This window comes from Legionella sainthelensi, from assembly GCF_900637685.1.
Lineage (GTDB): Bacteria > Pseudomonadota > Gammaproteobacteria > Legionellales > Legionellaceae > Legionella > Legionella sainthelensi.
In genome coordinates, this window is the sequence record NZ_LR134388.1 from 2,735,189 (window position 1) to 2,754,245 (window position 19,057).

Here is a 19,057-nt window from a genome sequence, read left to right on the forward strand (position 1 = left end):
AAAATGCAAGATAACCACTATACTTTTAATTAACGATTGATTTAATAACAATTGGAATAATTAGAAACCATGGAGTGTGGAATGGAGATTAAAGCATTTCAGTTCTTTAAAAAGAAAGGATGGAGCTTAAAAGAATTTCCTGAACTCGATTCAGCCAATACTCTAGTTCTCATTTTTGCTGCTCCAGAATTTTATGATTTTCATGAGCCAATACTGCAATTAGCTGACTTTTATTCCCAATCAAAAATAGTAGGTTGCTCTACGGCAGGTGAAATTTTTGGTAATTATCTTTTTGATCACAGTATTGCTGTTGTAGTGGCAAAATTCACTCATACAACTTTAAAACTTGCAAAAGCGCTAGTAAATCAAAGTAACGAGTCAAAAAATACAGGGATGCTCATTGCTGAGCAATTAAAAGATACTCATTTACGCAGTATTTTTGTACTCTCTGATGGATTAAACGTAAATGGTTCTGAATTAGTAAAGGGTTTAAATACCGCTAAAGAATCTAATAATTTAATTATTACCGGGGGCTTAGCAGGGGATGGGAGCAATTTTAAACGAACATGGACCATATTAAATAATAAAATTCTTGATCATTATGTAGTGGCTGTTGGGTTTTATGGTTCAAAAATTCAGATTGGCCACGCCTCAAAAGGAGGATGGGACATTTTTGGACCTATTCGTCGAATTACCCGGTCTGAAGCCAACATCTTATATGAGCTTGATTATCGACCTGCTCTGCAACTTTATAAGGAATATTTAGGGGAAAAAGCTTCTGAATTACCCTCTTCCGGATTGCTTTATCCTTTAGCGATTCATGATCCTAATGCTCATAATGACACGCAATTGGTTCGCACCATTTTGGCAGTTAATGAGAACGAACAATCTTTGGTCTTTGCTGGTGATATTCCAACTGGATGGCATGCCCAATTAATGCACGCAAATTTTGATCGCTTAATTGACAGTGCGCATGAAGCAGGAAACTTAGCGAATAACCGCATGCTTTCAAATGGATTTGAAAAATTAGGGCCGGTACTTGCAATTGATATCAGCTGTGTGGGAAGAAGACTTCTTTTAGGGGCCCGGACTGAAGAAGAAATTGAATCAACTTTTTCCGCTCTACCTGAGGGCGCAACACAAATAGGGTTTTATTCTTATGGCGAATTATCGCCATTTTCTGTTGGCAATTGCGAATTACATAATCAAACAATGACAATTACCACAATACATGAACTATAAAATTATTATGGACATTCATAAATTATTACAGAGACAGCTTAGACGATCGAAACTTGATTCGAATCAAAAACCGGAAAACACCGAACAATGGTTAATTTTTTTAAATCATATTAATAATACTTATGTAGAAATAGATCAAGAACGCTATATGCATGAACGCTCCATAGCAATTTCTTCTCGAGAAATGATGAATTTAAATGAAAAACTGGAATGGGCGCAACATATTGTTGGATTAGGCTATTGGTCCTATGATGGAAATACCGATTATACCATTTGGTCAAACGAATTATTCAATTTATTTCATTTAAATCCAATCAACAAACCTCCTACACTTAATGAATTTATTGAATTGATTCATGAACGAGATCGATTTGATTTTGTTCAAAAAGTAGAAAGAGCGCTAAATGAAAAAATAGATTATGAATGTGACATGCGGGTAAAAAACCCTGATGGATCGTACCGCTGGTATCGAACGATTGGGCAGTGTCTGGATGCTGATAAGCAGCTTACTGGTATTGTGATTGATATTCATAAAAATAAAATCGCTGAAGAAAAAATTAACGAATTAAATCAACAAATTTCATCTACCGCGCGCCGTGCTGGAATGGCTGAAGTTGCAACCACTATTCTTCATAATATTGGGAATATTTTAAACAGCGCTAATGTTTCAATTTCTTTACTAAAAAGCAGTTACAAACAAGCGTATTATAAAAAATTACTACGAGTAGTAACAATGATTGAGCAACATCAAACTGATTTAGATCATTTTTTAAGTCATGATCCCAAGGGAATGATTATTCCTGAATTTTTATTATCGCTCTCTAAGGTTATCTTAGAAGAAGAAGAAAAAAATAATAGTGAAATTGATAACTTAGAGCACGACTTGCAACATATTAATCAAATAGTAGATATGCAAAAATCAATTGGGGGGCTCTCAAGCTTTAAGGAATCTGTTTATGTTCCTGAATTAATTGATAGTGCATTAAATATCACCATGAACTCTTGCAAAAAAGACATTGGGATCATCAAAGAATTTAAGCCCGCTCCGTTGATTTTTGTTGATAAATCCAAATTTTTGCACATTTTAATTAATTTGCTCCAAAACGCCAAAGATTCTGTACTCGAAAAAACGACTAATCCAGCAAAAAAAATCGCAATAAGCGTGCAAAAAATGAAGAATTCAATACAAATAATTGTTAAAGATAATGGAATTGGCATCAACGTAGAAGATTTACAACATATTTTTGCCTTCGGATTCACCACTAAAGAAAACGGTCACGGCTTTGGTTTGCATAGTTCAGCACTATCAGCCAAAGAAATGGGTGGAACACTTATTGCCGAAAGCCAGGGAAAAGGATGTGGTGCACAATTTATACTGACATTACCCATTACTGATTGAAAGAAACAAGGAGAAATTTATGGGTGATATACCATTACACATCATGATTATTGACGATAACTCCTCTATTCATATGGATTTTATTAAAGTTCTTACCTCCTCAACGACTAGAGCACAGCTCGATTATTTTGAACAAAAGCTATTTGATAAATCTCTTTCAAATGAATCAGAAAGTTCTGATACAGATAGTTTTTTACCCAACTTTATTTTTACTACAGCATCACAAGGACATGAAGCAATCCAAAAAATAAAACAAGATCTGAAAAAAGGAATACATTATGCATTAGCTTTTGTCGATATAAGAATGCCTCCAGGATGGGATGGGATCACGACCATCAAGAAAATGTGGCAAGTTGATCCTGACATTCAAGTAGTTATTTGTACTGCCTATTCTGATTTCAGTTGGGGAGAAACTGTAAAAGAACTCGGAATGGGTGACAATTATCTTATTTTGAAAAAACCATTTGATATAGTTGTAGTAAGGCAACTGGCTTGTGCTTTAACCAGAAAATGGATTTTAACGAATAATGCAAAACATCATGAAAAAATACTCCAAAAAACTGTAGCCGAACAAACCAAAACTTTACAGCAATCTTTATCAATTTTACGTTCAACTTTTGAGTCCTCTACAGATGGAATTTTAGTTACGGATCTCAATTATAAAATTATTGACTATAATTCTAGATTTGTTTCCATGTGGGATATTCCAAAAGCCATGTCAGAAACCAATGATGGATTGATTATCTTATATCACATGCTCAATCAGCTCTTTAAACCTAAAAAATATTTGGAAGAGCTTAATCGTCTTAAAAAAATATTGATGAAATCAGTAGTAGTATTGTGTCTTTTAAAAATGGCAAGACATTAGAGTGTTATTCTCTTCCTCATCGTTTAAATGATATTATTATTGGGCGTGTATGGAGTTTTCATGATATCACCGAACGCGCCAATCTTGAAAAAGAACTTACCTATCAAGCACATCATGATCCATTAACCCAGTTACCCAATCGCGCGTTATTGATCGATAGAATACGAACAAGTATCAATAATGCAAAAAGTCAAAAACAAAAATTTGCAATACTTTACTTTGATTTAGATCGATTTAAACTGGTCAATGACAATCTATCCCATGAAGTTGGTGATACATTACTACGCATGATTGGACAAAGATGGGGGTTATTAGTTCAAGAAGGAGACATCTTAGCGAGGATGGGTGGAGATGAGTTTGTTATGATTTGTCACATCGTCGAAAAGAATAATGTTTATACAATTGCCAATAAAATTTTAAACTCTCTGAAAGAACCTTTTAAAATCACAAATCGAGATTTATTTATAACTACGGCCTTGGGGATAAGTATCTATCCTGAAGATGGAGAGACTGCTAATGATCTATTAAAAAACGCTGATTTAGCAATGTATCAAGCAAAAGAACAAGGAGGAAACCAATTTTCGTTTTATGATGTTCGATTATATGAGCACAACAAACAATGCTTTTTAATAGAAGCCGAATTACATAATGCACTGAATAACAATGAATTTTTCTTAGTATACCAACCTCAATTTAATATGGATCAACAAGGATTGTTATCCGTTGAGGCATTAATTCGATGGAATCATCCAGAAAGAGGTTTATTACTCCCTATGGAGTTTATTCCATTTACTGAAGATACTGGTCTGATTATACCTATTGGAGAATGGATTCTTAGAGAGGTCTGTCGACAAATAAAGATGTGGCATAAAAAGAACTTGCCTTATATTCATGTCGCTGTGAATATTACTTCCCGACAATTACGACAGCCCAATTTCATTGATTTTGTAAAAAAAACGTTACATGAATATCAGCTGAATCCGCGGCACTTAGAATTTGAAATTTCGGAGAATGTGGTTATAACACATCCAGATATTATTTACATGTTAAATCAACTGAAACAAATAGGTATTAAAATTGCACTAGATGATTTTGGTACCGGAAACTCGAGCATCAGCTATCTAAAACAACTTCACATTGACTGCATAAAAATAGACCAGTCATTTGTCCAAAATATACTAACCTCACATAGTGATGAAGTGATTATAGAAGCGATTATTTCCATGGCACGAAGTTTTAATTTTAAAGTGATTGCTGAAGGAGTCGAAAGCCAGGAACAATTGGATTTTTTAAAAAAGCAACACTGCGATGAAGTACAAGGTTTTCTTTTTAGTGAACCACTAACATCTAAAGAAATTGAAAGGTATCTAAAAAATCATAAAATATTAAAAAGACCTTATTAAGCATCTCGCATTCAAAACCAGGGGTTAGTGACGATTCACTCCCTCTTCCATATGCCCCGCGCCTCACAATATTAAACTTAACAAAATGCTTTTGATTTAGAATCTATTTGAACCAATATTTGGGTCTTGAAAATCCAGATGTTGTGCATAAAGCACAACATGCAGCATGCGTGCTTTAATTGTCAACGGGCACCAAGTATTTATAAATCAACTTGGGTGTTATGCAATTCTGGACGAATCCTCTTCCATTGATTCAATGGTGAAAAATCTGGATTAGCCATCTTATCAACCGGGAGATAGAAGGTTTGCTCTAGTAAATACTGACCACTCAGCGCTGCATGCGATACATGATCAGTAAATACTATCCAAGTACTTTGGGCAGGAAAATCAACTTGTATCTTTTGAACTTTTGCTTGATACAAATCATCAAGTTTCATCTTATCATGCAAATGTAACATGTAGTGATCATAGGGCGAACGCAACGTTTTGGTTGCTTTAACAAATTTTAGAACTTTTGCTTTTAGTTTGCTGTAAGATGCGATTTTAGGTCCAAAACGCTGAAGTACATCAGTAAATGGCTCACCAAGATTCCAAATTCGAGGCTCGTTCTCTGGATTTACATTACAAAAAACACGCAAGATTCTCAACCCATGGACTGGGCTGGCTGAAAATGAATCCACATGTAGCCGAGTATCGTCTTTACGTTTTGAAGAAACACGACCTTGGACTTGTGCAGGCCTAAAACTGGTTCTTCCCCATTGTAAGTGAGGCATATAAGAAGGTAGGGCATTCTGAATTAATTGATGCGCAAACTCAGCATAACCATGCATCATCGATAAAAGTTTATCATTCAAACCAGTAATTTCTTTTTTATAAGCACCGAGCTTTTTAGTGCGGATATCGTAGCTTATATTTTTACGACTCCCATCGAGGACATTTTCAGAGAATAAAACAGGATCTATAGAGGTATAATAATATTTAGGAAAAAATAAAACCGAACCTTCCTCTAATCGATGAATACTTTCTTGATGATTAATTTGCTCTATGTTTTGCGTGAATAAGTAGGAATTCATTATTTACCCTAAATAATCGTGTAATTTAGTAAAAATTTAATACTATATCGAATATAATCTATAATCCCAAAAATTAGATTTATGTTTCGCGTTGGATCATACCATGTTACTTTGTCCTTGTGGATCGCAAAATACTTATGACAGGTGTTGTGGTTTATATCTTGATAGTCATAAGCTACCACAAACTCCTGAGCAGTTGATGCGCTCACGATATACGGCATACAGCCTAGGAAAAATTGAGTACATCAAAAGTACGATGAAAGGAAAAGCGCTTATAGGCTTTAATGAATTTGAAGCCACTCAATGGGCTAAGGGTGTTAAATGGATAGACTTAAAAGTAATTAACTCTGATACCCCTACTGCTGAGAAAGGTTTTGTCGAGTTTGCTGCACGTTTTTCTGAACATAATCAGATAAAAATCATTCATGAATTAAGTGAGTTTCATAAAGAAAATGGTCGTTGGTATTATGTGTGCGGCGTACACAAACCAAATTTAAGCAAAATCCCTAAGCCTCAGGTTGCGCGTAACGCGCCTTGTCCTTGCGGCAGTGGTAAGAAATTTAAGAACTGTCATGCAAAATAATAACCGGGTTTAATTATGAATAATCACATGCTACTTAATACATTCATTTTTCTAGTGTCGGCGAGCATTATGGTTCCTATTGCGAGCCGATTCAAATTAGGCTCGGTATTAGGATACCTCACTGTTGGCATTCTTATTGGGCCTTTCGGATTCAAACTCATAGAAAACTCACAACAAATTATGAGTTTTGGTGAGTTCGGTGTGATTATGATGTTGTTTCTTATCGGTTTGGAAGTAGAACCTGCGATGCTATGGAAGCTTAGGCGACTTATCGTAGGTCTAGGAGGATTACAAGTTGTCTTAACTACGGGCATACTCACCGCAATTGGGATTATGTTAGGGCATGCCTGGCAAGAAACCTTAGCGATAAGCATGGCTTTATCGCTTTCATCAACAGCCCTTGTTTTACAAATGCTACAAGAAAAGAATCTATTGAAAACGGCTGAAGGCGAAACATCATTTGCCGTATTGTTATTTCAAGACATTGCCGTAATTCCTATATTAATCATCATTCCTCTACTTGAACAGCATGGAACTATTAAAGTCAATGTCCATGAAGCAGCATTCATTATGCATTTTCCTAGATGGATGCACGCTCTTTTGGTAGCAGGAGTAATTGGAGCCGTCATTTTAATAGGTCATTTCGTATCCAGACATTTATTTTTCATCATGGCAAAAACAAACTTACGCGAAGTGTTTACTGCTTTTTCTCTTGCTTTAGTGGTAGGAATTACTTTATTAATGGAATCAATAGGCGTATCCCCTGCCCTAGGTGCATTTATTGCGGGTGTTGTATTGGCTAACTCTGAATACAAACATGCAGTTGATGCAGACATCCAGCCATTCAAAGGAATTTTACTCGGATTATTTTTTGTTTCCGTAGGAATGGGAATGAATTTTTCTCTCTTTACCCATAAAGCGTTACTCATTCTTACAGCAGTTCTTGTATTAATTAGCATTAAAGCGCTTATTCTTTCTGTTCTGGGACGTATCTTTGATTTAACTAAATTACAAACATTGGGATTTGCTTTTGCTTTATCCCAGGGTAGTGAATTTGCCTTCGTTTTGTTTGACTATGCGAGTAAAACCAAAGTAATCAGCAATGACAGCGCATCCTTCTGCACTCTTGTTGTTGCGTTATCAATGCTTGCCACACCTTTTTTATTGCTTATCTACCATCGGGTTATTGTACCTAAATTTATGAGCATCGTGCCTGAACGCGAATATGACTCCATTAATGAAAAAAATGGCATTATCCTTGCGGGCTATGGCCGTTTTGGTCAAATTATTGGGCGTTTGCTCAATGGAGAAAAAATTAAATTTACTGTATTGGAAAAAAATCCTGAGCAAATTGCATTACTTCGAAAATACGGATACATTGGGCATTTTGGCGATGCAAGTCGTTTAGATTTGTTGAAAAGTGCTGGTGCTGAACATGCAAAACTATTAATTGTAACTGTAGGTAACCCTGATGCAAATCTAAGAATAGTTGAGCTAGCCAAATACCATTTTCCCCACCTCAAAATCTACGCGCGAGCTCGTAATCGTCGTCATGCATATGAATTGCATCGAGCGGGTGTGGATTACTTTATTAGAGAGCTATTTGATTCATCCTTAACTATGACCAAAGAAATTATGAAATTCCTAGGCTATAAATCAGAGGATATTCAGAAAAAAACTGCAGCATTCAAAAAACATGATGAAACCACATTAATTCGCTCATTTGATTTTTTTGATAAGGAAAGTGATTTAATTAATTTCTCTCGACAAGCAAAAGGTGAATTAGAACGTATTCTTCAATCCAATTAAAAGTCACTTACAGAATGACTAAAGAAAACATTTTTAATTTAAATTTTGTATGAATTTCTCAGGCACAATGAACAGCACCTGGCTCTAGAAAACAAACGTTGCTTAACCTATTAGATTCGCTATATAACTTGACCTCATGGGAGTAATCGTAGTAAATGATCAACCTGCAGCAAATTTCTTTAAAAACTTTTCTCAGTGAGTATTGGCAAAAAAAACCTCTAGTGATTCGCAAAGCTTTGCCAGAATTCTCTAATCCATTATCTCCAGATGAACTTGCAGGACTTGCACTGGAAGAGGATATTGAAAGCCGTCTGGTCTTTGAAACCCCTAATGAAAAACCTTATTGGCATTTAAAACGAGGGCCATTTTCTGTAAATGATTTTAATACCTTACCACCAACCCATTGGACCTTACTCGTACAAGGTGTTGACCGATTAATTCCCGAAGTTTATGCCTTGCTTGATCATTTTAATTTCATTCCACAATGGCGGGTTGACGATATTATGATCAGCTACGCTGTTCTTCATGGTAGTGTTGGGCCTCATTATGATAACTATGATGTGTTTTTATATCAGGCCAAAGGAAAACGTGAATGGTCGTTAACTACTAAGGCGTGTAATAACCAAAATTATATAAAAGACCTTGAGCTACGTATCATGAATCAATTTGATATTGAAGAGTGTTTTATTCTTGAAGAAGGAGATATGTTATACCTTCCTCCCCATGTGGGCCATTATGGGATCTCTCTGTCTGACGAATGTATGACTTATTCTTTTGGTTACCGCAGTTACCAGGGGCAGGAATTACTAGAAAGTTTCAGTGACTACTTATCTGAAAAAGGTATGTTCGAAAATATGTACCAGGATCCCGACTGGTCTAATTTGCAAAATACGTCCGAAATCATACCTTCTGCCTGGCTCAATGCCCAAAAATTATTACAACAATTAATCGATGATGAAAAAACTATTCAAACGTGGTTTGGATGTTTTGCTACACGACTCGACCAACAAGCAGAACTCCAATTACCAGTTCCTTTGGAAAAAGAGGAGTTAATTGGTTTAGCTGATTTTATGAAAGAAATAAAAGAAGGATTAAATCTTATAAGAGATGCTTCATGCCGATTTGCGTATCAAAATCAAAATGAGCAATTTGAATTTTATATCAATGGGAGTGCATGGGATATTGATGGGGTTAGTAAGGATTTGTTGAGTTATATTGCTAATAATCGCTACTTATCTTATAAAGTACTAATCACCTATTTAAATACAAAAAAAAATCAATTACTTATTTATAATTTATGGAAACTACAATGGCTACACGCTGAAGAAATTTTGATATAAATTGGTTAAATTCAAAAACTTAGAGTATAGTTAATATACAGGCGATAACAAGGATAAGTATGAAAAAAATAATAATGGCTGTAATTATAGTGTGTTCAGCTGCCTTTATGGCTAACTGTTCGAGTAATCCATGTTGCGGAACTTGTGCTACAGACTGTGGCGGTTGTGGCGGATGTAATGGAAGTTGGTATTAACACCTCGAGTGTAAGAGGTGCAATGCAACCAAGTTACATTGCATTCTATTTAATACTTAACCAACATTTTCACGGCGCATTGATAGAACTCTCAAGTGTCCAAAATTAATTTTGTGACTAAATAAAGTCATCACTGCGCCAGCTAAAACTAAAACAATACCCACTATACTCCAAAGCTGAATTTTTTCTCCCAAAAGTAACACACCAAAAATCACGACAAATACTGGTTCTAAGACGGATAAAATAGAAGCTTTTTCTGAGCTAATGTATTTCAAACTATATAATAACAATAAAATAGGTATTACTGTTGCAATAACCGCTATTCCAAACAAATGCACCCAAACTGTTGTGGATGTTGGCACAATAAAAGAGTGATTAAAAAATGATACAAAGAAACTTGTTACCGTACATCCTAAACAAACCATAAATGTTGACATATTCGGAGAGAGTAAATTTCGTTTACTCCCAATAATATAACAAGCATAGAAAAACGCAGAAGCAATAGCGAACACCATCCCCCATAGGTTAAATGATGCATCCAAATCTACCATGAATACCATGCCGAATAAAATAATTACGATCGCTAAATAATAAACCTTCGGGATCGACTGACCATAAAAAAAATAATTCAAGAGCATAATGACCACGGGATAAGTAAAAAAATTACCATAGCCAATCCGGAGCCTATATACAGAGAAGCTAAAAAATACAGCCAGGTAGATATTCCATAAAAGAATATACCTGTTAAAAAAGCAAGAAACATGTTTTTATAAGAATCGCTATTTTTTTTTATTTTTGGCAGCATGATAAACAAAATAAGGATACTTGAAATCAAAAAGCGCCAAAAGAGCATCGTGCTTGCAGACAAATGACCATTAATTGCACTTAAACCAAAATAGCCGATAAAACTGTAAAGAAATCCAGATAAAATTGCATAAATAGAGCCTCGATATTCTTGATTCATCATCATGATAATTACTACCTGAAAAGAATTAAAATAAAAGTAAATTGGTAGTAGTCTGGTGGTAAATAAGTATCCAGCTAGGAACGCAACAATGTGTTGCGTGGGATCTATCTCTTTCTGTTATAAATAAAACACAGATATTTTAGCTTGGCATCTTTTGATTCATCAAGACTACGAATTGACAATTCTAATTTAAAAAATTACGGCACGACATAAAAAAGCACTTCATTTTTCTGCATAATATCATATTGAAAATAAAAAATACATAATGTATCATTTGGAAACTTTTGTTGAGGTTCCTTAGCTATGCGCTGTTTTTGGTTCTTTATTTCTTTTCTTTTTGCAGTAATTGATGTTTATGCTGAGCCCGCTTCATGTACTGAACATCAATGTATTGCCGTAGTTGATGCAGGGAGTACTGGTTCAAGAGCACATATTTTTGCCTATAATCTAGATGAAACTAACACCCCGTCTCAAATTCATGAAATATGGTCTAAAAAATCAAGCCAGGCTTAGCCACAATCGAAGCAAATCAAAATACCATAGATGCCTATCTAACTATTCTGTTCTCCGGGGCTCCTAACCAAAACATTCCAGTTTATTTCTATGCAACTGGTGGAATGCGTCTTATACCACAAACCAAACAGAAACTTTACTATAAAGAAATACAAAACTGGTTTAACCAACATTCCATATGGCAACTTATTGAAGCAAAAACCATCACTGGAAACGATGAAGCGTTATACGATTGGCTTGCTGTAAATTATCATATTGGCACACTTAAATCACCTGCTGTCGAACCCATAGGTGTCATGGACATTGGTGGTGCTTCGGTACAAGTTGCTTTCCCAATACAAAAAAATACAGAAACCAATAAAAATTCACTAGTAGAATTAGATCTTTATGGCAAACATATTAATCTGTTCGTCCATAGTTTTCTTGGGCTTGGACAGAACGAGGTCACACATCAGTTACTTGATACAAACTCATGCTTTGCAGAAGGCTACCCTCTTCCTGGCGGCAATTTAGGACAAGGAGATGCTCTTGTATGTCAGCAAGAGGCATCTTCATTAATCAATCGCGTGCACAAAGTCCAAAGCGAAGTGCAACCTGCCCTTACTGCCAATCATGTTAACATGTGGTACGCTATCGGAGGATTAGCAAATCTTGTAGAAAGTGACCCCTTCCAATTTCAAAATAACCAAATAACGAATCAGGATTTATTACAACAAGCAAACGCTTTAATTTGTCATCAGCAATGGGACGGTTTAAGCACGCAATTTCCTGATAATGAATATATAGAATCGTTCTGTCTCTTACCTGCATTTTATCATGCATTAATGGTTGATGGTTATGGAATCTCAGCGAATCAATCCATAAATTATATTCCTTCAACAATAAATTTGGACTGGACTTTGGGGGTTGTACTCCATCATGAGGTAACGCCGAATACAGTTCAATAACATTTCTAAAGCGGTTACATAAATAAAGTGAATTCGATGCAAAAAATAGATGTCCCTTTTACAGCGAATTCACTTTATTCAGAACCAAGAGATTTACATCGCATTTTGCAAAAAACAAATGCTGCAAATCATCTAAGCTCTTGATAATCAATTGCTCCTTATTATAATCTACTGATTCTTCCTGCAAAAAAGAAACCAATAATAACTTGCAAACGTTAAAATTTTTATTAAATTCTTGCCGTTGAACAAGTATGTCTCGACTACTGTAGCGCAAGACATACTCCCCTTGCTCTCTTACAGGGGAATACAATTGAATGAGCTCTTTGAGTTTATTCATGTATTTTTTAAATTGAATATAATTCACGTGAGTATAACTACGAATGTTTTCTCTTACCTGCTTGAGAACATCAGCGATAAAATGTAATCCACCTACTTCGGCAAGGATAAGTTGACTGCAAAATTTTAAATAAAAACATTCTTTCATTAAGTTTTCTGTTTGAGTGATATGGGCATTAATGAGCTCTCTAGATTCACCAGTTGCATCTTTAAGCATATCTAACAGTTTCGCTTTTCTATCTTTCAATGTTGAGTTGACTATGGATATCAGTGCTTCATTAGCTCTTCGAACATCCTTTTTAAATTCTTTTATCTCGACCTCACGATTTTGATTAGTGACAAAGAGTTCTATATCAATCTCATGACATCTAAGACGCCCTTTATCAGGGATTACATCATAGTAGTTAATCATGTGTTCGTTGTTTAACATCATGCGCCATTCTGCATCTACATCTCCGTTCTCAAATAAATAGCCAGCAATTGCATCAAGTGTACTCATTACATGCTGCCTTTGAGCTCGCAAAATGTTTTTGTGCGTCTCTGATAACACCGTCACTTTTAATTTCATAGCATTATACAAGAAGATTCCTCCAGATAATTATAGTTAAATTTTTAAGGGTGTTACAAATTACTTACGAAAATTCCCATGAATAAGACAATAGATCCAATCTTTCAGCGAGTTAAGCTCTTCTCAACTAACACTAAAAGCAATCATGCATTGATTATTAATTAATCAATTTGCACTATAATTAAATATTATATTGCGATGGAGAAACACATGGCTGAACCACTAGTCCTTGATTTTGCCGGACTGCACGATCAACACAAGCAAGAAATTCTAGATTATGAAACAAACTTTAAAGGAGAACTTAGGAAGATTGCTGATATCGTAAATCCTTTTCTCGATAATACAGAATATAAAAAATTAAATCCTGACATAATAACTGACAGAAATAAATGGACATTCCAACATGTCATACCTACTTCCGAGCGCTCAGGAAAAGACGTAGCACTTGACATTCCAGGCAAAGAAGTCATCCATAAAAAAAATGCTTTGCGTATAGAAGGTAATGAAAGTTTATTTAAGTTTTTGAATGACAAAATTGATCAGGCAAAAAAAAATAAAAGCCTGCCAAAAGATATCAAAATACAGTTAAACCATTTAAAAGATTATGTAGGTCTTCTTCAGATTCAAGCTATGTCAAAAATTGCTGAAATTGGTTCGTTAAATTCACTGCAAAATTTAAAAGAATGCATGCCTCAACTCAACGATAACATCATCAATGGAAAAAATCCAATTCAAAACCGTGAAGCCAGGAGACTTTACCAATCAATGGAACGGTCTATCGAAGAGTTACAAACATTATATAAACAATATTCTCTCGATTTTATGAGTGGTCCCATAGAAAGATATACCTCAAATGAGGCCGGTAAATTAAGAAAGTCGGTTAAAGAATATACCAAATCCATCGGAAATATTCTTGATCATTACGAAAAATCAGGTTATTTAAGTAAATCCGAAAAAGAGGAGATGCTCGCTCACCTTAAATCCTCACAAGCGCTTTTTGAACATAAAAACAATATTAGTTTCAGTGTACCTACTGCAGGTCAAACTAATACACAAACTGTTCGCAAAGTAGGACAAGCCGCTTTAGGATTAGGCGGGGTTGTTTTGGGAGCAGCTGCTGTGGGAGTTGGTATTATTGCCACAGGTCCTGTAGGAGCGACAGCTGCGACAGCAATAGGCGGAGGCGCTATGCTTGCAGGCATGGGCTCGCTAGGAATCACAGCAGTAAACAGCGCCAACAATTTTATTAGGTTCGGAATCACTCCATCTTCAGGAGAAAAATTAACTTTTGTAATAGCAGGGGTTTCTTTAGGTGTTGGGATTGGCGCGGGTCTTGGATCTACTCTAGTTTCCGGAAATCAGCTCGCAACACATGCTATTATGGGTGGGCAACAAGCTTTTGATTCGAGCAAATCAGCTTTAGCTATTGCAGGTTCAACAAAAACGATAAAAAGCTTAAGGACCTCAGATGAACAGGTTAATACTTTTGATAAGAAATCGCCACAGGCTAGTTTAAAACAAAATTTACAGGCTGCTCAGCAAGGGGCTCAACCAGCTGATCAACAACAAAGTCAAGATCAAGTGAGTAATGCGCCTAAATCTCCTAAACTTAGTAGTTAAGCACAGAGGATGAGTAATGTGAGATGTAGAATTAAGATAACCCTAGAAAAGCAGTCAAGTCGTACTGCTTTTTCTAAGATAATTCATCTAAAGAAAAATCTTCTTTATTTAAAACCGCAGATTGATTGTAAAAAAGGCATAAAGCATGCCGAAATTTTTTCGCGCGTGGTGATAGCCCCTGCTTGCAGTAATGGAGCACCTGGTTGTATACCAATTGCTTAAATATTGCTGTATCTGACTCTGCACCATTTAAGTTATCAATACTTATATGAAATTTATAACCTGCGGCTTTGGAAAGTATCCATTCTAAAGCTTGTGGTTTTACTTCTACACATTGGAACTTTGCCTGTTGCTCTTCATTTCGCCCATCAGGCATATACCAATAACCAAAATCAACCAACTTCCTACGTTCCTCCCCAGCAATTAACCAGTGAGCACATTCATGTAACGCACTACTGAAAAAACCGTGAGCAAAATACAAAGCATGATACGCGCGTTTTGCATCTGCGGGCAGGTAAATAGGCTCATCATTACCTTTTACAAGCTTTGTATTGTATTCATTTGCAAAACAAATCTCAAAAAGATTGATTAAATCATCATAATGATGCATAAGTATCTTTTTCTCATTAATTTACACATGCTGGTTAATTTATACTAATATATTTAGAGAGTCATTAATTTTTATGAGTTTGGAAACTCCGACTAGAAAAATGCATAAAAAAACATTGTCGTACCGTTTAGGAAAGTTAATTAATAAATTACGTTGGCCCATCATAATTTTTTGGGTGCTCGTTGTCCTGTCCTGTATTCCCTTTCTGCCCCACATCATTGCTCCGTTTAAAACAACAGGTTTTGTTGATGAAAGCTCGCAAAGTGCGAAAACTGAACTCTATATGGATAAGAAACTGGGGTATGATGATAAAAATCAATTCATTGTCATGTATCACAGCACCAAACTGTTAGCTACTCGATCGCTATTTAAGAAAAAAATGAAGGAATCATTATCTGGGTTGGAAGATTTTCCGATCAAGCATGAGATAATTTACCCTGATGACAAACACCAGATCTCAAAAGACAAACATACTGCTTATGTTGCAATCATCATAAAAACAAATGAACCAATTAATGATCAGCAGTTGAAACAATTTAAAGATTCCATAAAAAAACCCTACAATATGACCATGCAAATTGGAGGGGAACCCCTTTTTGTTCAAAATGTAAACAAGCAAACGCAAACAGACCTTTATAAAGCAGATTTCATTGCGACACCGGCAGCGATCGTTACCTTAGTCGTCGTGTTCGGTTCAGTAGTAGCGGCAACTCTCCCCATTATTTTGGGAGGTGGCTGTGCATTAATTATTTTGACTACCCTTTACTTTTTAGGCCATTTTTTTACCCTTTCGATATTCACGATAAATATTGCTTTATTATTAGGACTTTGTCTTTGTCTGGATTATTCGTTATTTTTCATCAGTCGCTTTAGAGACGAATTGAAAAATGGCTCAAATGTTGAAGAAGCCATCGCAACAAGTCAAGAAACAGCAGGCAAAGCAATTTTTTTTAGTGGTTTGGCTGTATTTGTAAGCCTTAGTGCATTATTTCTGTTTCCAGTTAATATCCTCTTTTCTGTTGCAGTAGGCGGCTTAGCTGCCGTATTTTATGCCGTATTAATTTCGACTATTCTTTTACCAGCCATACTTGCTGTTTTAAAAACAAAAATAAATTTCCTTTCCGTACGTATCTTTAGAAATAAAAACCATTCCAGTTATTGGCGTTGGTTAGCCGAACGAGTGGTTAACCACCCTTATCGTTTTTTCTTTCCCATACTTATCTTTTTACTATTACTAGGATACCCATTTTTAGAAGCCAATTTCGGAATATCAGATTACCGTATATTTCCTAAAAAATCGGAAAATAGAGCTTTTTATGATACCTATGCAGAAAAATTTAATATTGAGGAACTTAATCCCATTGTATTGGTAGTTGAATCTCCTTCTTCACCAATATTGTCTCGCCACAATCTGTCTAAAATTTATGATTTTGTCCATAAATTAGAGCAAAATCCTTTAGTCAAGGAAGTTAATGGCATTATCAGCAGTGATTCAGACGTGAAAAAAAGTCAATACTACGCGTTATATCATATGAATAAAAAATTACTCGACTCTCAGGTAAAACAATTGTTAGATACGACAACAACCAAACATTTAACAGTGATTCGTGTCGTTAGCAAATATCCGGCGAATTCACCTGAGACGAAAAAGCTGATTACACAATTATATCATATGAAAGTGGGTTCAGGATTAACTCTAGAACTTACTGGAACTGCTGTAAGTAATAGTGATGTGCTAAAAAGCATCTATCATTTTCTTCCTTATTCCATTTTATGGATTATGGTTTTTTCTTATTTGATTCTTCTTTTATTGTTACGTTCGATATTCTTGCCGTTAAAAGCAATTATTATGACTTTGTTAAGTCTTTGTGCCTCATACGGAGCTCTAGTACTTGTATTTCAAGATGGCTATCTCTCTCAAATCCTGAATTTTCAGCCTCAAAATATGCTGGATATTAGTTTATTAGTCATTATATTTTGTGCTTTATTTGGTTTCTCTATGGACTATGAGGTATTCTTATTATCCCGTATTAAAGAAGCTCATCGATTAACTAAGCATAATAATAACAGTATTATTTTCGGAATTGAAAAGAGCAGTCGTATTATTACGAGTGCCGCACTTATTGTTATCGTTATTAGCGGCTCATTTTTAGTCGCTGATGTATTGATGGTTAAAGCATTTGGCCTTGGGATCGCGGTAGCTATTTTTGTAGATGCTTTTTTAATAAGGAGCTTTTTAGTTCCTGCAACAATGGCAATTTTTAAAAATTGGGTATGGTACTTACCCAAATGGCTGGATCGAATCCTGCCCAAAATTTAGAGAATAATAATCCATTGCACTCTTCATTTATCATCGATTTCTTTTTGCAGACTATCTGTTTTTCTGATAGAGTAAAGTCCGTTATTAATATATATAATTGAGGATGAACAAGAATGATAAGAACAATATGTGCTGGATTATTATTTCTATTTAGTGCTGTTACTTTTGCAGCTGCCTGTGGGAGAGCCTTACCAGTCGACCATCCAGGTTTTTGTTCTTCTTTCAAAACAGCTGCAACTTGCTATTGTACTTCTAAAGGATTACCTCCATATGTATGTCAAAACATGCAGTTTTTATATAAGCAAATGATAAATTTATATGGTTCATTAGCGAACGCATGCTCAAGCAGAGTTCAACAAGAAACTACTCCTGAAGATTGTATTGTTAATTGGACATGTTATAAATCAGGTACTGGTGAACAGAAAAATGGTGACACTACTATAAAGTGCGCACGTCTCTGTGAGCAGTTTTAAATTTTTCGTTCAATAATAAGCCATTTTCAAGTTGGGCTTCGGCTCAACGAAAATTCTGATTAGTTCATATAATTTTTTAGAGTATTTTATTGTGCTTGTTAAACTATTAAAGTTATCACTATTAGCTTTCTTGTTTATATATGCTCCCTTTAGTTTGGCATATAAAGAAAAACCCGTACGACATCCTTTTTATTTTGGAGCTATTGCTGGTTATGGTTCAACTACTTGGGATGGTTTAGTTCCGTCAGAAGAAAATCAAAATCCAGCATTGATGTTATCTACCCCAATCGATGTTGAAGAAGGGGGTAGTGCTTGGGGCGTTTTGGTAGGATATGAATTTACGCATTATTTCGCAATTGAAGCAAGTTATATGCGCTTTGCTGACGCAAACGTCCACTTTGATCCCTTCAGTCTCTTCAGTTTTTTTCATGAAGGCTCTGAGACGTTAACAACTCATACTGAAACACTCAGTTTAATTGGTAAACTTATGGTACCTATTCCGCATTCTGAAATGAAAATTTTCTCAGGTGCAGGAGTCGCGGGAGTACATCGTAGAGATCTTATCGTTAATGATTGGAATCCTGGGCCAACTTTTACCGTTGGAGTAAATTATAATTTTACAGAACATATTATGGGCGAAATAGCTGGAAACTTTACTGCCGGTTATGGTGAATCTCAACTTAATCCAGTAGATACCTATTATCCTTTTCTTTATTCTGTTGCAGCACATCTTATCTATCGCTTTTGAGAAGTGGTCAGTGCTTTCTGATCAGATAACTTGTTACAAGACAA

15 protein-coding genes and 2 pseudogenes are annotated in these 19,057 nt (G+C 35.4%); 13 read left to right on the top strand and 4 right to left on the bottom strand.

Annotation, left to right across the window (positions count from 1 at the left end):
- Positions 1-81 precede the first annotated feature (81 nt).
- The 4 genes from EL220_RS12120 to EL220_RS19110 are packed head-to-tail and all read left to right on the top strand — an operon-like array spanning position 82 to position 4,912.
- On the top strand, positions 82-1,242 hold the full coding sequence (locus tag EL220_RS12120; protein WP_027270233.1) for an FIST signal transduction protein: 1,161 nt from the start codon (positions 82-84) through the stop codon (positions 1,240-1,242).
- Entirely contained in the window at positions 1,232-2,641 is a 1,410-nt protein-coding gene (locus tag EL220_RS12125; protein WP_232002427.1) for an ATP-binding protein, read from the top strand. Before EL220_RS12120 ends, EL220_RS12125 begins: the two co-directional genes overlap by 11 nt.
- Before the next feature lie 19 nt (positions 2,642-2,660).
- The gene (locus EL220_RS19105; protein WP_232002428.1) at positions 2,661-3,509 is read left to right on the top strand and encodes a response regulator; all 849 of its coding nucleotides are present in this window, start codon (positions 2,661-2,663) and stop codon (positions 3,507-3,509) included.
- Positions 3,482-4,912, top strand: a complete 1,431-nt coding sequence (locus EL220_RS19110; RefSeq protein WP_232002429.1) for a putative bifunctional diguanylate cyclase/phosphodiesterase — start codon at positions 3,482-3,484, stop codon at positions 4,910-4,912. The genes EL220_RS19105 and EL220_RS19110 overlap by 28 nt, the downstream gene beginning before the upstream one ends.
- Before the next feature lie 200 nt (positions 4,913-5,112).
- Here the strand turns inward: EL220_RS19110 and EL220_RS12135 are convergent, their stop codons facing one another.
- A complete protein-coding gene (locus tag EL220_RS12135; RefSeq protein WP_027270236.1) occupies positions 5,113-5,985 on the bottom strand; it encodes a Kdo hydroxylase family protein in 873 nt (290 codons plus the stop codon).
- A 103-nt stretch (positions 5,986-6,088) separates the two neighbouring features.
- Here EL220_RS12135 and EL220_RS12140 point away from each other — a divergent pair, with 103 nt between their 5' ends.
- The 4 genes from EL220_RS12140 (at position 6,089) to EL220_RS19595 (ending at position 9,911) form a co-directional block, all read left to right on the top strand.
- Positions 6,089-6,568, top strand: coding sequence for a YchJ family protein (locus EL220_RS12140; protein ID WP_027270237.1), 480 nt, complete (start codon positions 6,089-6,091; stop codon positions 6,566-6,568).
- Between the two features lie 15 nt (positions 6,569-6,583).
- On the top strand, positions 6,584-8,377 hold the full coding sequence (locus tag EL220_RS12145) for a monovalent cation:proton antiporter-2 (CPA2) family protein (protein ID WP_027270238.1): 1,794 nt from the start codon (positions 6,584-6,586) through the stop codon (positions 8,375-8,377).
- Positions 8,378-8,532: 155 nt separating this feature from the next.
- On the top strand, positions 8,533-9,717 hold the full coding sequence (locus tag EL220_RS12150) for a cupin domain-containing protein (protein WP_027270239.1): 1,185 nt from the start codon (positions 8,533-8,535) through the stop codon (positions 9,715-9,717).
- Positions 9,718-9,776: 59 nt separating this feature from the next.
- Positions 9,777-9,911 carry a hypothetical protein gene (locus EL220_RS19595; RefSeq protein ID WP_258956462.1) on the top strand — a complete coding sequence of 45 codons (135 nt, stop codon included), beginning with the start codon at positions 9,777-9,779 and terminating at the stop codon, positions 9,909-9,911.
- Positions 9,912-9,967: 56 nt separating this feature from the next.
- Here EL220_RS19595 and EL220_RS12155 read toward each other — a convergent pair.
- Positions 9,968-10,878, bottom strand: a pseudogene (locus tag EL220_RS12155) (DMT family transporter).
- 303 nt (positions 10,879-11,181) lie between these two features.
- Here EL220_RS12155 and EL220_RS12160 point away from each other — a divergent pair.
- Positions 11,182-12,338: pseudogene (locus EL220_RS12160) on the top strand (multidrug DMT transporter permease).
- A gap of 58 nt (positions 12,339-12,396) precedes the next feature.
- On the opposite strand, the gene EL220_RS12165 reads toward EL220_RS12160, so the two are convergent.
- On the bottom strand, positions 12,397-13,173 hold the full coding sequence (locus EL220_RS12165) for a hypothetical protein (RefSeq protein ID WP_232002430.1): 777 nt from the start codon (positions 13,171-13,173) through the stop codon (positions 12,397-12,399).
- A 279-nt stretch (positions 13,174-13,452) separates the two neighbouring features.
- Here EL220_RS12165 and EL220_RS12170 point away from each other — a divergent pair, with 279 nt between their 5' ends.
- Entirely contained in the window at positions 13,453-14,862 is a 1,410-nt protein-coding gene (locus tag EL220_RS12170; protein ID WP_027270243.1) for a hypothetical protein, read from the top strand.
- A 73-nt stretch (positions 14,863-14,935) separates the two neighbouring features.
- On the opposite strand, the gene EL220_RS12175 is transcribed toward EL220_RS12170, so the two are convergent.
- Entirely contained in the window at positions 14,936-15,472 is a 537-nt protein-coding gene (locus EL220_RS12175) for an elongation factor P hydroxylase (protein WP_027270244.1), read from the bottom strand.
- Between the two features lie 73 nt (positions 15,473-15,545).
- On the opposite strand from EL220_RS12175, the gene EL220_RS12180 reads away from it, so the two are divergent.
- The 3 genes from EL220_RS12180 (at position 15,546) to EL220_RS12190 (ending at position 19,013) form a co-directional block, all read left to right on the top strand.
- The gene (locus tag EL220_RS12180; RefSeq protein ID WP_027270245.1) at positions 15,546-17,792 is read left to right on the top strand and encodes an MMPL family transporter; all 2,247 of its coding nucleotides are present in this window, start codon (positions 15,546-15,548) and stop codon (positions 17,790-17,792) included.
- A 113-nt stretch (positions 17,793-17,905) separates the two neighbouring features.
- Positions 17,906-18,265: a hypothetical protein gene (locus EL220_RS12185; RefSeq protein WP_027270246.1), complete on the top strand. Its 360-nt coding sequence runs from the start codon at positions 17,906-17,908 to the stop codon at positions 18,263-18,265.
- A gap of 91 nt (positions 18,266-18,356) precedes the next feature.
- Entirely contained in the window at positions 18,357-19,013 is a 657-nt protein-coding gene (locus EL220_RS12190) for an outer membrane beta-barrel protein (RefSeq protein ID WP_027270247.1), read from the top strand.
- Positions 19,014-19,057 lie beyond the last annotated feature (44 nt).